Origin of the sequence: uncultured Arthrobacter sp. (assembly GCF_947493765.1) — a bacterium.
Lineage (GTDB): Bacteria > Actinomycetota > Actinomycetes > Actinomycetales > Micrococcaceae > Arthrobacter_D.
Map to the genome: position 1 here is coordinate 162,188 of NZ_CANLSZ010000005.1, position 13,526 is coordinate 175,713.

Sequence of the window (13,526 nt, forward strand, 5' to 3'; positions counted from 1 at the left end):
GAGATGATGGACAGGTGAATCGTGCATCCCTGGAGAAGCGCCCTGACGAAGTGGCGGCCATGTTCGACGACGTTGCGCCCAAGTACGACGTCGTCAACGACGTCCTGTCCGTGGGACAGGCCCGCCGGTGGCGTCGGATCGTCGTGGACGCCGTGGGCGCCGAACCCGGGGAGCGCGTGCTCGATCTCGCGGCCGGCACGGGAACCTCGAGCGAACCGTACGCCGACGCCGGGATCGACGTCGTGGCGTGCGACTTCTCCCTCGGCATGCTGAAGGTGGGCAAGCGCAGGCGCCCCGACATCGACTTCGTGGCCGGGGACGCCACCGCGCTGCCCTTCGCGGACAACTCCTTCGACGCCTCGACCATCTCCTTCGGCCTGCGCAACGTCAACGAGCCGAGGAAGGCCCTCGAGGAGCTGCTGCGCGTCACCAGACCCGGCGGGCGGCTCGTCATCGCCGAGTTCTCCCAGCCCACGGCCGCGCTCTGGCGCACCGCCTACACCGAGTACCTCATGCGAGCACTGCCCGCGATCGCGCGCAGGGTCAGCTCCAACCCGGACGCCTACGTGTACCTCGCGGAGTCCATCCGGGCCTGGCCGGACCAGGACGCGCTCGCGGCGTGGCTGACCGGGAGCGGCTGGGAGGACGTCGAGTACCGGAATCTCAACGGGGGCATCGTCGCCGTCCACCGTGCCTTCAAGGCCCCTGCCGCGCCCGGTGAGGAACCGCTGCGGCCCGGTCAGGTCCGCCTGACCCGCCAGACGACGGCCGTCTAGATGACGGTCCTCATCGTCGGTGCCGGCCCGGCCGGATCCACCGCCGCCTACTATCTCGCGAGCGCCGGCATCGAGGTCACCGTCCTGGAGAAGACCTTCTTCCCCCGGGAGAAGGTGTGCGGGGACGGGCTGACACCCCGTGCCACGCGGGAGGTGCAGCTGCTCGGCCTGCCGCACGACGAGAGCGCGGGATGGCGCCGGAACAAGGGCCTGCGCCTCATCGCGGGCACCCGCACCGTCGAGGTGCCCTGGCCCGAGCTCAGCGACTTCCCCGACTACGGCCTGGTCCGCACCCGGCTCGGTTTCGACGAGGCCCTGGCACTGCATGCCCGCACCGCCGGCGCCACCATCCTCGAGGGCCATGCGGTGTCCTCCGCGGTGCGCGACGACGCCGGGCGCGTCACCGGCGTCACGGTGAACCTGCTCGACGCCGACGGCCGCAGGACCGGCGAGACGCGCTCCTTCTCGGCCGACGTCGTCCTGGCCGCCGACGGCAACTCCACCCGCACGGCCGTCAGCCTCGGCATGCAGAAGCGGGACGACCGTCCCCTCGGCGTCGCCGTGCGCACCTACTTCACCAGTCCGCGGACCGACGACGAGTGGATGGAGGGCTGGCTGGAACTCCCCGACGCCACCGGCAAGCCCCTGCCCGGCTACGGATGGGTCTTCGGCGTGGGCGACGGCACCTCCAACGTGGGCCTCGGGATCCTCAACTCCTCCGCGGAGTTCGGCAAGCTCGACTACAAGCAGGTGTTGCGCGACTGGACCGCGGCCATGCCGACCGAGTGGGGTTTCACGCCGGAGAACCAGGTGGGCGAGATCCGCGGCGCGGCGCTGCCCATGGGCTTCAACAGGACGCCGCACTACAGCCCCGGACTGCTGCTCCTCGGGGACGCCGGCGGCATGGTGTCACCGTTCAACGGCGAGGGGATCTCCTACGCCATGGAGTCCGCACGGTACGCGGCCGAGTTCATCGAGCGCGCACAGGGCATCTCCTCCCCGCCGGGCCGGGACCAGGTCATGTCCGGCTACGCTCCCTACGTGCGCAGCCGCTGGGGCAGCCACTTCACGCTCGGGCGGGTCTTCGCGCAGCTGATCGGGAAGCCCGCCGTGATGTCCCTGGCACTGCGGACCGGCATGCCGATCCCGCTGCTCATGCGCTTCGTGGTGCGCATGCTCGCCAATCTCACCGATGCCGGTGGCAGGGGATTCGAGGACCGCGTCATCCGCCTGCTCGAATCGCTCGTTCCCGCCACCACCAACCAGCCGCCCGCGGCGCAGCTGCTGCGTGCGCAGGGAGCAGGCGCACGTGGTTAGGCTTAGACGGTGACGCACTCCTTCAGCCCCGGCTGGACCAACGTGGGCCCGGGCAGCGCCCCGGACGCGGCGGACCCCCGGGACGAGGCGGACACCCTGCGCCTGCCGCCGGGCTTCGCCCTGATCGCCGAGGACCCCCAGCTGGGGCCCTCCGTGTCGTCCTGCCTCGCGGAGGTCGAGACGCAGCTCCGCCACGCCATCTCCAACTCCGATCCCCTGGCCGACGCCACGAGCCGGCACCTCGTGGAGGCCGGCGGCAAGCGCATCAGGCCGCTGCTCACCATCCTCGCGTCCCATCTGGGCACACCGGCCACGCCGCAGGTGGTCCAGGCGGCCGTCGTCGTCGAACTGACCCATCTGGCCACCCTCTACCATGACGACGTCATGGACTCGGCCCCGTACCGCCGCGGCGGACCCACGGCACACGAGGTGTGGGGCAACTCCGTGGCCATCCTCACCGGCGATCTCATCTTCGCCCGGGCCTCGATCCTCGTGTCCGAGCTGGGCGGGGAGGCGCTCGGCATCCAGGCGCGGACCTTCGAGCGACTGTGCCTGGGCCAGCTGCACGAGACCGTCGGACCCCGCGAGGGCCAGGACGACCTCGAGCACTATCTCTCCGTGATCGCCGACAAGACCGGCTCGCTCGTCGCCGCCTCCGGCCAGCTGGGCGCCATCTTCGCCGATGCACCCCGCGAGGTCGTGGACGTCATGGTCTCCTACGGCGAGAAGGTGGGCGTGGCCTTCCAGCTGGCCGACGACGTCATCGACGTCACCGGGCTCAAGGTCACCTCCGGCAAGGCGCCGGGCACCGATCTGCGTGAGGCGGTGCCGACGCTGCCGGTGATCCTGCTGCGCCGCGCCGCGGCCGCAGGGGACCGCTCCGCCGCCGACGTCCTCGCGCTGGTCGACGGCGACCTCTCCTCGGACGAGGCCCTCGCCGCGGCCGTCGCCGCCCTGCGGGGACACCCGCAGACGCAGGAGGCGTGGGCGGTGGCCCAGCGGTGGGCGGACTCCGCCGTCGCCGCCCTGGAGCCCCTGCCCGACAGCGTGGTGAAACAGGCCCTGACGAGTTTCGCGCAGGCCGTGGTCAGCCGGGACGTGTAGACGGCGTCGTCCCGTGCGGATTTCTTCCCGGCGCCTACTGCGGCGGGAGGAAGGCGCGCAGTTCGTCGGCCTTCCGGGCGCGGATCCCCGGGTCCACCACGGGCCGCTTCGGCGTGAAGTAGAAGCCGTCGTCCTCCCAGCGCGGCAGCACGTGCTGGTGGTAGTGCCACACGTGCTGGCTCCCCGCGGGCTCGTTGTGCTGCCGGGTGGAGATGCCGTCGGGGGTCCATGCCCGCTTGATCGCGATCGCGATGTCGCGCGTGAGCGTCATGATGCGGGCCGCGACGTCGTCGGGCAGTTCGTAGAGCAGTTCGACGTGGTCGCGGGGCGTGATGAGCACGTGGCCGGGATTCGGTTCGAAACCGTGCGAGGCGATGAACGCCAGGGCGAGATCGTCGGAGTGGATGACGTCGCCCGGTCGACACAGATTACCGGGATTGCTGAAGTCCCCGCGCGCCAGGTCGCAGAACGGGCACCGGTAGCCCGCGGGCGCGTGGTGGGTGAAGTCCATCAGTCGTCGTCCCCTTCCTCGAAGACCCACTCGAACAGGTCCAGGACGTACTCGCTGAACGTGCCCTCCTCGCTCTGCCATTCGCCGCGGGCGTTGTTGCGCCGCCAGACGATGGGATCGGGGACGTCGAGCTGGTCGGCCCTCATGCCCCAGGCGTACTGCTCGTCCTCGTCCTCGAGGAAGAGCAGGAAGCCGTCCTCGATCTCGAGCTCGTCCGGGTCCCAGAAGAAGTGGAACGCCTCCATGATGTCCTCGGTGGCGCCCACCGCACGGTAGAACTCCCACAGCGCGAGCGGCAGGTCGATCCCCTTGCCGTGGAGCATCTCGGAGAGTTCGAGCTCGGACAGGCCGTCCTCCTCGACCCACTCGTCCTCGAAGTACTGGGGCACGAGGCCACGGAATTTGTCGGCGAAAAGCTCGGTCACAGGTACTCCAGGAGAGGTGGCGGGCCTCCCATCCTAGCCGCCGCCGACACGGCCGGAGCTACGGACGTGTACTCCAGGTCCTCGCGGCCAGCGGTGCGTGCCAGCCGTAGCGCCAGGCGAGGACGCGCAGAGAGAACACGAGGCAGGCCGCGAGGATCCCGGTGACGATCGTGAAGGTCTCCGTCAGGTACAGGACGGTGACGATGGTGGCCCCGAGCAGGGCGGGCAGGGCATAGATGTCGCGCGGGTCGAACAGCTGCGGGATCTCGTTGGCGACGACGTCGCGCAGCAGACCGCCGCCCACCGCCGTGGTGACCCCGAGCAGGGCTGCCGAGACGGGGTGCTGTCCCAGCTCCAGGGCTTTGACGGTCCCGGTGATGCAGAAGAGCGCGAGCCCCGCGGCGTCGAACAGGACCAGCACCTGCCGCACGCGCTCCACACCGGAGAAGACGAAGTACACCAGCACCGTGGCGAGCAGCGGCGGTACGAGGTAGGCGGGATTGTTGAAGGCAGCCGGGGGCACGTCGAGGATGACGTCGCGGACCACGCCGCCGCCGAGCGAGGCGAGGGACGCGAGCAGGAGCGATCCCACGAGGTCGAAGCTCTTCCGCGCAGCGAGCAGCGAGCCGGAGACCGCGAAGAAGAGGACGCCGAGGAGATCGGCGGCGAGGGCTATCTGTGACGCGGTGTCCATGTCCTCCTTCGGCATGCCGGGCGCTGCGGTCGCAGCCGGTGGATCGACTCGCCCCGGCAGCAGGCGGTCGGAGTCGACGGGCACGGCCGGCGCGCCCTGACCAGCATGACAGAGGCGGCGGCGTGGGAGGCGTCAGCACTAGGCTGGGCCGATGACGCACGGATCCGCACCCTCCGAGAGTATCGAACCGAGCGCGCAGGACGGTTCCCGGGCGATGCGCCTCGTATCCCGCCTGATCGGTCTCCTGCCCACGAAGAAGCAGCTCGCCGACACCGACTGGGTGAGGCGCACCTATGAGGGCCGCAGCTACCCGGCGGCGGCGGCGATCCCCTGGACGTTCAGGCAGAAGCACACCATCCAGGAGACGACGATCGACGGCGTGCGCACCATCACGGTGCGTCCGGTCCTCGGAGCCACCCGCTCGCACATCATCTACACGCACGGCGGCATCTACATCAACGAGCTGGGCCGTCCGCACTGGTGGATCATCGCGGAGCTGACCCGGCGCACGGGCGCAGCCGTCACCGTTCCCCTCTACCGCCTCGCGCCGGAGAGCACCTACCGCGAGGCGTTCGGCTATCTGGTCTCCGTGTACCGCGAGGTGCTGCGCACGGTTGCTCCCGGCGACGTCACCCTGATGGGGGACTCGGCGGGCGGCGGTCTCGCGATCGCCCAGCCGTGGGCCTTCCGTGAGGCCGGGCTGCCGGCACCCGGCCGGATCGTCGCCTTCTCGCCCTGGCTCGACGTCACGGGGACGAACCCGCGGATCCCCGAATACGACGCCGTGGACCCCATGCTCTCCGTGGCCGGCGGCGTCCAGGCCGGGCTGTGGTGGGCCGCCGGGGACGATCCGCGTACTCCGCTGATCAGTCCGGCGTGCGCGCCGGACACGCTGCTGGGAATGGTGCCGACAACACGGATCTACCAGGGCACACGCGATATCTGCATGGCCGACGCCGCGGTGTTCCGGGACCGCGCCGTGGCAGCAGGCGCGCGCGTCACCATGAGGGTCTACCCGGGCGGCTTCCACGTCTTCCCGGCGTTCCCCCGCCTGCCGGAGTCGAAGAAGGTCTACGCGGACATCGCCGACTTCCTCGGCCGGCCCATGCTGCCCTGACCCGGACGGCGTGCTCTGCGGCGGTCAGCGATCGTTGCGGTCGAGGGCCCGCACCCGCAGGGCGAGGTAGAGGTGCACCCGATCCGCCGTGACGGCCGGGTCGTAGCCGGAGAGTGTGACGACCTGCTGGAGACGGTAGCGGATGGTGTTGCGGTGCAGGTCCAGGTCCGCGGCCACGGCGGCCACCGAACCGTCGAGGTCGAGGTACCGCTGGAGCGTGAGGGTGAGCCCCGCCCCATGGGCGTCGTCGAAGGCCTCCAGGGGCTGCAGGGTCTCCGCGGCCAGGTCGGCCAGGGGTACGTCGGCGCTGGACAGCAGCAGCGAGGTGAGGCTGAGGCGGTCCGCGACATTGAGGCTCTGCCCGCGCAGGAGGGCCTCGCGGGCCTCGTAGTAGCTCCAGCGCAGGCCGTTCGGCTGGGTGTAGGTGCCGCCCACGCCGATGCGCGCGGTCAGTCCGGCGCCGTGCAGATACCGGGTGAGGTCCATCGGCTCGGGGGTGCCCGACGACGGCAGGACCAGCACGAGCTGATCGTCGACGAGCCCGGACGAGACGCCGTCCCACCCGTCCGGCAGCGGGAGGGTGCGCAGGGCCCGACGCTGCCCCGAGGCCACGTCGACGATCAGCACGCTGTGGCGTCCCGTCGTGTCCATGCCGGAGCCGGCGAGTCTCGCGGCGGCGTCCGGCCCGGCCAGGGTGCCCCGGACCACGTCCTCGAGCAGCTGACCGAGCGCCATCCGTGCTCCCGTGCGGTTGCGCGCCTGGTTGGTGAGCTCCACCGAGATGAGGCTCTGCGCGTAGTCCACCACGGCGGCGCGGACGTAGGGTTCACCGATCGCCAGCGTGCACCGGTCCTTGAGCCCCGTGGCGATCGGCAGGCGGTGCCAGGCCGGATCGGCGGCCCCCTCGACCGCGTCCGGACCCCGTGCCCCGGCGCGTCGGGGTGCGGCTGCACCGGCGATCCGCGCGCCGTACTGGAACAGCGCCACCTCGGTGCCGAGCATGCGCGCCAGCTGGTCGAGGAGGGCGCCGAGTCCTCCGGCCCCGAGCAGGGCCGAGGCCAGGACGGCGTGCCCCTCGAGCAGCTCCTCCAGCCCGGCGTAGTGGTCCGCCGACAGGGCATCGGAGACCTTCTTCCCGATGGCGATGAACGGCACCTCGTACGGGACGAGGAAGACGGGCAGGCCGACGGCGTCGGCCGCCGAGACCAGGGCGGCAGGGACCCGGTCGTGGGCGAAACCCACCCCGAAGCCGATGGCGAGCGCTCCGGCAGCATGGGTCCGCCGGACGAAGCGGCGCTGGGCGGCCTCCGTGAGCAGCCGCACCCCGGTGGTCAGCACCACCTCGGCGCCGTTGAGGAAGGGCGCCGGATCCTCCAGTTCTGTCATGGCGACCCACTGGATGGGGAGCGAGGAGGCCTCGGTATGCCCCTCCGACGCCAGCTCGAGGGCGGGATCGGCAAGGAGATCGGGGAGCGAGAGGGCCATGGCACCATGCTAGGAGAACCCTGTGCCGCTGCACCACTGGCGAGCCCGCCGCCTGTGCAAGTAGCCGTGGCGAGAGCGTGTGGGCGTCGGTACCGTTACCACAACAGACGTGACCGGATGCACCATGATGCCGTGTCACCACCCTCGTGAAAGGCAGAGCAGCGTGGCCGAGACCCTTCAGAACTTCATCGACGGCACCTTCGTGACGCCGGCCGGAACAGACCTCCTGGACATCGTGAATCCCACCAACGGCGAGGTCGTGGCGCAGTCGCCCGTCTCGTCGGCCGCCGATGTGGACGACGCCATGCAGGCGGCCGCCCGGGCGTTCCGCACCTGGAAGCGGACCACACCCGGGCAGCGCCAGCTCATGCTGCTCCGGCTCGCCGATGCCGTCGAGGCCGCGGCGGAGGAGCTCGTCGAGGCACAGCACCGCAATACGGGCCAGGTCCGCGAGATGATCGCCGCGGAGGAGGTCGCCGCCGGGGCCGACCAGCTGCGGTTCTTCGCCGGAGCGGCCCGCATCCTCGAGGGCAAGTCCGCGGGGGAGTACATGGAGGGCCACACCTCCTACGTGCGGCGGGAACCGATCGGCGTCGTCGCGCAGGTGGCGCCGTGGAACTACCCGTTCCTCATGGCCGTCTGGAAGATCGGCCCGGCGCTCGCCGCGGGCAACACCGTGGTGCTCAAGCCCAGTGACACCACCCCGGAATCGACCCTCGTCCTCGCCCGGCTGACGCAGGGCATCCTTCCCGACGGCGTCCTGAACGTGGTGCTCGGCACGGGGGAGACAGGAGCGGCCATGGTGGAGCACCCCGTACCCGGGCTGGTGTCCATCACCGGGTCGGTACGCGCGGGCATCGCCGTCGCCTCCGGCGCGGCCAAGGGACTCAAGCGTGCCCACCTCGAGCTGGGCGGCAAGGCCCCCGCCGTCGTGTTCGCCGACGCGGACCTGCAGAGGACGGCGCAGCAGATCACGGAGTTCGCCTTCTTCAACGCCGGGCAGGACTGCACCGCGATCACACGGATCCTCGTCCACGAGGATGCCCACGACGAGCTCGTCGGGGCGATGGTCGAGCACACGAAGACCCTGACGACGGGCAGCGCCGACGATTCCGAGAACTACTTCGGACCGCTCAACAACATCAACCACTTCAACGCGGTCAATGCCGTGATCGATGCGCTGCCGGCCCACTGCAGCATCGCCACGGGCGGCAGGCGTGCGGGGGAGAAGGGCTACTTCTTCGAGCCCACCATCGTCACCGGGGCCAGGCAGGACGATCCAGTGGTGCAGCAGGAGACCTTCGGCCCGGTCCTGACCGTGCAGACGTTCAGGACGGAGGAGGAGGCCGTGGAGATGGCGAACGGGGTCGACTACGCCCTGGCCTCCAGCGTCTGGACCACCGACCACGGCACGGCGATGCGCGTCTCCCGCGACCTCGACTTCGGAGCGGTCTGGATCAACACGCACATCATGCTCACCGCCGAGATGCCGCACGGCGGCTTCAAGAGTTCCGGCTACGGCAAGGATCTCTCCATGTACGGCGTGGAGGACTACACCCGCATCAAGCACGTCATGAGCGTGCTGGACGCCTGAGAAGGTCCACGAGGAAAGGAACTCGCATGACAACGTATGCAACAACGCCGGGGGCCACGGCTCCGGCTGCCAGGATCGAGCAGAAGCGCCACATCAGGGGCACCTTCCCCGGCCCGAAGTCCGCGGCCCTGGCCGAGCGCCGCGCGCAGGTCGTCGCCAGGGGTGCCGTCTCGGGTGTGCCCGTCTACGCTGCGGACGCGGACGGCGGCATCGTCGTCGATGTCGACGGCAACTCGTTCATCGATCTCGGCGCAGGCATCGCCGTGACGAGCGTGGGAGCCTCTGCCCCCGCGGTCGTCGACGCGGTCAAGGAACAGGTGGAGCACTTCACGCACACCTGCTTCATGGTGACGCCCTACGAGGGCTACATCGCCGTCGCGGAGCAGCTCGCCGAGCTCACACCCGGTGACTTCGAGAAGCGCACCGTCCTGTTCAACTCCGGTGCCGAAGCCGTGGAGAACGCGGTCAAGGTGGCGCGCCTGGCCACCGGCCGGAACGCCGTCGTCGCCTTCGACCATGCCTACCACGGCCGCACCAACCTGACGATGGCCCTCACCGCCAAGTCGATGCCCTACAAGACCGATTTCGGTCCGTTCGCGCCCGAGATCTACCGCGTGCCGATGAGCTACCCCTTCCGCGAGGAGAACCCGGAGATCACGGGCCCCGAAGCGGCGCAGCGCGCCATCACGATGATCGAGAAGCAGATCGGTGCGGGATCGGTGGCCGCGATCATCATCGAACCGGTGCAGGGCGAGGGCGGTTTCATCGTGCCGGCACCCGGGTTCCTCCCGGCCCTGGCCGAGTGGGCGACGGCGAACGGCGTCGTCCTCATCGCGGACGAGGTGCAGTCGGGGTTCTGCCGCACGGGCGAGTGGTTCGCGGTGAACCACGAGGGCGTGGTCCCGGACATCATCACCATGGCGAAGGGGATCGCCGCCGGCATGCCGCTCTCGGCGATCACGGGCCGGGCGGATCTGCTCGACGCGGTCCATGCCGGCGGCCTCGGCGGGACCTACGGAGGTAACCCCGTCGCGTGCGCGGCCGCGCTGGGCGCCATCCGGACCATGAAGGACCAGGACCTGGTGGGCAGGGCCCGCTCCATCGAGGCGCAGGTCATGGAGCGATTCGCCGCGCTGCAGTCCGAGCTCGGGGAGCACAGCATCATCGGTGAGATCCGCGGCCGTGGAGCCATGCTGGCCATCGAGTTCGTGGAGCCCGGTGGCAAGGTCCCCGACCCGGAGGCCACGAAGGCCATCGCTGCGCAGTGCCTGCGGGAGGGCGTGATCATCCTGACCTGCGGGACCTACGGGAACGTGATCCGGCTGCTCCCGCCGCTCGTGATCGGCGACGAGCTGCTCGCCGACGGACTCGATGTGCTCACGCACGCGATCCGGAGCGTCCAGCCCGGCTGAGCACCCGCCCGCGCGCTCGGCGCCACCGGGTCGGAAGACCCCGGACCAGGAAGACCCCGGACCAGGAAGACGCCGGACCAGGAAGACCCCGCAGCCCGGCTGCGGGGTCTTCCTGCTGCTGCACCGGCCCGCGCGTTCTGCGGGAGCGGGCGCTATTCCGGTCCGGGCGTGAGTTCGGCCCGGTCGAGGGGTCAGCCCAGGGGGATGAGGGCCCGGAAGTGCGGGTTACCGGCCAGGAACGCCTGCGCATGGCGGCAGTAGGGGATCGGGGCGAGCCGCCGGCGGTGCGCGTCGAGGAGCGCCTCGCGGACGAGGACCGCTTCGAGCCCGGAGCCCTGGTGGTCCGTACCCACGATGGTCTCCAACAGGCGCAGGCGCCCGGCGCGCAGATCGTATTTCACGTAGCCCACCATCACGCCGTCGTGGAAGAGCTCGAAGCGCGAGGTGACGGGATTGTCGCGGAACTTCTCCCGCACGCGTTCGGCCTCGACGCGCTGTGCTGCATGCGCCGCGCGCTCGTCGAGCTCCTCGATCACGGCCTCGTAGTCCTCGAGTGCCCCGAACGGCGCGTTGTCGGTGTCGAGCACACGGTAGAGCTGATTGCTGAGGGACCAGAGTTCACGGTCGGGGGTCGCGGAGAGATCGCGCGGTACCACCGGTGCGGACCGGCTCGGACGACCGGGCAGCTCCCGCACGACGAGGCCGAGGCCGTCCTCGCTGATCCACGGGCCGTCATCGAGACCGTCGGGAGGCAGGGGGATCGGGGTAAGGGGTGTAACGGACACTGTGGACCTCACTGTGGACCTCACTGAGCCAGAAGTGCCGGCCGCTACTTGACCGTGACGCGATCGTAACAGTGTTGCGGAGGGGGGTAAAGGCGCCGTCAGCCGCGGAGGGCCGCCAACTGGGCACGGAGGCCGTCGAGCATGGCCTCGAGACCGGTGTCGAAAGCGGCATCGGCCGCTCCGAGGGCGCCGTCGGACTCCCTGGCGGTCCGTACGGCGGAGGTGAAGACCGGGAAGTGCGGTCCCAGGCTGCCCGAGTCGAAGATGTCGCTGGGCGCGGCGACGTCGAGGGCGGATCCGAAGATGAAGGACTCGAGGGCCACGATCGAGGGCACGATCCGGTCCTCGGGCCATCCGGCAGCGAGGAAGCCACGGGCCACCTCCTCGTACATGCGCAGTGTCTCGGCCGCGTCGGTGACCGGCATGACGGCGATCACCGGCACGAGGGGGCCGTGGCGGGCCAGCACCGTCCGGTAGGACCGGGCCCAGTGCCGGACGGCGTCCTCCCACGGCTCACGGGCGAACGCGCTGTAGTCGACCATCGTCATGACGTGGTCCTGCACCCAGCCGAGCACCTCACGCTTGGAGGCCGCGTGGTTGTAGAGCGCCGACGGGGCGACCCGGAGCCGGCGTGCCAGGGCCGACATCGTCAGTCCCTCGTAGCCCTCGTCCTCGATCAGGCCGAGGGCGGCCGCGGTGATGCTGTCGCGGGAGAGCACGCCGCGGGGTGGTCGCCCGGCGCGGCGCGGGGCCGCTGGTCCTGCACTCATGGCTCGCCCCCTGCTGCGATCGACGGATTCCGGCTCGACTCTTCCCCCGGAGAAGCCTCAAGGCTATAGTAGGCCGAAATAATGAACGCCATTCATTTTGTGGTCCGCATCATGCGGCCGGGAGGATCAAATGCGAACCATCGAACGCGACGTCGTCATTATCGGAGCAGGCCCCTCCGGCCTGACCGCCGCACGGGACCTGACGAAGGCCGGACACTCGGTCGCCGTCGTGGAGGCCCGGGACCGGGTGGGAGGCCGCACCCATACCGACATCGTCGACGGGGCGATGCTCGAGGTGGGGGGCCAGTGGGTCTCACCCGACCAGACCGAGCTCATCGGCCTGCTCGACGAGCTGGGCCTGGGGACGTTCTCCCGCTACCGCGAGGGTGAGTCCGTCTACATCGGCCCGGCCGGCGGGCCCGTCCGCTACACGGGGGAGATGTTCCCGGTGGGCGAGCACACCCGTGAGGAGATGGAGCGGCTGATCGCCCTCCTGGACCGGCTCGTCGCCGAGGCGGGTCCCGAGGAGCCCTGGAACCACCCGGACGCCCGCGCGCTCGACACCGTCTCCTTCCACCACTGGCTGCGTCAGCAGTCGGACGACGAGGAGGCCTGCAACAACATCGGGCTCTTCATCGCGGGAGGCATGCTGACCAAACCCGCACACGCGTTCTCGACGCTGCAGGCCATCCTCATGGCCGCCACGGCCGGATCCTTCTCCAACCTCGTCGACGAGGACTTCATCCTCGACAAGCGCGTCATCGGCGGCATGCAGTCCGTCTCCGAGCGGATGGCCGAGGAGCTCGGGGAGGACGTGATCCTCGGCAGCCCGGTACGCACCCTGCGCCGGAACGGGACTGACGGGGGCGACGGCGTCACGGTGGTCTCCGACACGGTCACGGTCCATGCGCGTTACGCGGTCGTCGCCGTGCCGCCCAATCTCTACTCGCGCATCAGCTACGACCCGCCCCTGCCGCGGCGCCAGCACCAGATGCACCAGCACCAGTCGCTCGGCCTCGTCATCAAGGTCCACGCCGTCTACGCCACACCGTTCTGGCGGGAGGACGGACTCTCCGGCACCGGTTTCAGCGCCGGCTCGATCGTGCAGGAGATCTACGACAACTCGAACCACGAGGACCCGCGCGGCACGCTCGTCGGCTTCGTGTCCGACGAGAAGGCCGACGCGATGTTCGAGCTCCCCGAACCCGAGCGGCGCACGCGCATCCTGGAGTCGATCGCCGGTTTCCTCGGCCCCCAGGCCCTCGAACCGGAGGTCTACTACGAATCGGACTGGGCCTCGGAGGAGTGGACCCGCGGCGCCTACGCCTCGAGCTACGACCTCGGCGGCCTCCATCGCTACGGACGGGACCAGCGCACTCCGGTGGGCCCCATCCACTGGTCCTGCTCGGACATCGCGGCGGAGGGGTACCAGCACGTGGACGGCGCCATCCGGATGGGTAGGCGCACGGCCGCGGCGATCCACGAGGCGCTCGTGTCCGGACTGCAGCCAGCCGGTTCCGTGAAGGAGGCCTGATC

General features: G+C 70.2%; 13 protein-coding genes. 7 read left to right on the forward strand and 6 right to left on the reverse strand.

Annotated elements, in window-relative coordinates; genetic code table 11:
* The first annotated feature begins 14 nt into the window (after positions 1-14).
* The 3 genes from Q0747_RS09730 to Q0747_RS09740 are packed head-to-tail and all read left to right on the forward strand — an operon-like array spanning position 15 to position 3,197.
* Positions 15-776: a demethylmenaquinone methyltransferase gene (locus tag Q0747_RS09730; protein ID WP_298254062.1), complete on the forward strand. Its 762-nt coding sequence runs from the start codon at positions 15-17 to the stop codon at positions 774-776.
* Positions 777-2,093: a geranylgeranyl reductase family protein gene (locus Q0747_RS09735; RefSeq protein WP_298254064.1), complete on the forward strand. Its 1,317-nt coding sequence runs from the start codon at positions 777-779 to the stop codon at positions 2,091-2,093.
* 9 nt (positions 2,094-2,102) lie between these two features.
* Positions 2,103-3,197 carry a polyprenyl synthetase family protein gene (locus Q0747_RS09740; protein WP_298254066.1) on the forward strand — a complete coding sequence of 365 codons (1,095 nt, stop codon included), beginning with the start codon at positions 2,103-2,105 and terminating at the stop codon, positions 3,195-3,197.
* A 34-nt stretch (positions 3,198-3,231) separates the two neighbouring features.
* On the opposite strand, the gene Q0747_RS09745 is transcribed toward Q0747_RS09740, so the two are convergent.
* From Q0747_RS09745 to Q0747_RS09755, 3 genes are read right to left on the reverse strand one after another with little or no spacing between them, the layout of a single operon-like run.
* Complete coding sequence (locus Q0747_RS09745) at positions 3,232-3,708, reverse strand: HIT family protein (RefSeq protein ID WP_298254068.1); 477 nt, start codon at positions 3,706-3,708, stop codon at positions 3,232-3,234.
* Positions 3,708-4,133, reverse strand: coding sequence for a hypothetical protein (locus tag Q0747_RS09750; protein ID WP_298254070.1), 426 nt, complete (start codon positions 4,131-4,133; stop codon positions 3,708-3,710). Before Q0747_RS09750 ends, Q0747_RS09745 begins: the two co-directional genes overlap by 1 nt.
* A 58-nt stretch (positions 4,134-4,191) precedes the next feature.
* The gene (locus tag Q0747_RS09755) at positions 4,192-4,827 is read right to left on the reverse strand and encodes a trimeric intracellular cation channel family protein (protein ID WP_298254072.1); all 636 of its coding nucleotides are present in this window, start codon (positions 4,825-4,827) and stop codon (positions 4,192-4,194) included.
* A gap of 151 nt (positions 4,828-4,978) precedes the next feature.
* Here Q0747_RS09755 and Q0747_RS09760 point away from each other — a divergent pair, with 151 nt between their 5' ends.
* Complete coding sequence (locus tag Q0747_RS09760; RefSeq protein ID WP_298254074.1) at positions 4,979-5,944, forward strand: alpha/beta hydrolase; 966 nt, start codon at positions 4,979-4,981, stop codon at positions 5,942-5,944.
* Positions 5,945-5,968: 24 nt separating this feature from the next.
* Here Q0747_RS09760 and Q0747_RS09765 read toward each other — a convergent pair whose 3' ends face one another.
* Entirely contained in the window at positions 5,969-7,429 is a 1,461-nt protein-coding gene (locus Q0747_RS09765; RefSeq protein ID WP_298254076.1) for a PucR family transcriptional regulator, read from the reverse strand.
* Positions 7,430-7,592: 163 nt separating this feature from the next.
* Here Q0747_RS09765 and Q0747_RS09770 point away from each other — a divergent pair, with 163 nt between their 5' ends.
* Together Q0747_RS09770 and gabT are read left to right on the forward strand one after the other, a co-directional pair.
* Positions 7,593-9,023: a gamma-aminobutyraldehyde dehydrogenase gene (locus Q0747_RS09770; RefSeq protein ID WP_298254078.1), complete on the forward strand. Its 1,431-nt coding sequence runs from the start codon at positions 7,593-7,595 to the stop codon at positions 9,021-9,023.
* 26 nt (positions 9,024-9,049) lie between these two features.
* Positions 9,050-10,435 (forward strand): 4-aminobutyrate--2-oxoglutarate transaminase, encoded by a 1,386-nt coding sequence (gene gabT / locus Q0747_RS09775; RefSeq protein WP_298254080.1) that lies wholly within the window; start codon positions 9,050-9,052, stop codon positions 10,433-10,435.
* A gap of 191 nt (positions 10,436-10,626) precedes the next feature.
* Here the strand turns inward: gabT and Q0747_RS09780 are convergent, their stop codons facing one another.
* Both Q0747_RS09780 and Q0747_RS09785 read right to left on the reverse strand, forming a co-directional pair.
* Entirely contained in the window at positions 10,627-11,220 is a 594-nt protein-coding gene (locus Q0747_RS09780; RefSeq protein ID WP_298254082.1) for a GNAT family N-acetyltransferase, read from the reverse strand.
* Positions 11,221-11,318: 98 nt separating this feature from the next.
* A complete protein-coding gene (locus Q0747_RS09785) occupies positions 11,319-11,990 on the reverse strand; it encodes a TetR/AcrR family transcriptional regulator (RefSeq protein ID WP_298254084.1) in 672 nt (223 codons plus the stop codon).
* A gap of 130 nt (positions 11,991-12,120) precedes the next feature.
* On the opposite strand from Q0747_RS09785, the gene Q0747_RS09790 reads away from it, so the two are divergent.
* Positions 12,121-13,524: an NAD(P)/FAD-dependent oxidoreductase gene (locus Q0747_RS09790; protein WP_298254086.1), complete on the forward strand. Its 1,404-nt coding sequence runs from the start codon at positions 12,121-12,123 to the stop codon at positions 13,522-13,524.
* Positions 13,525-13,526 lie beyond the last annotated feature (2 nt).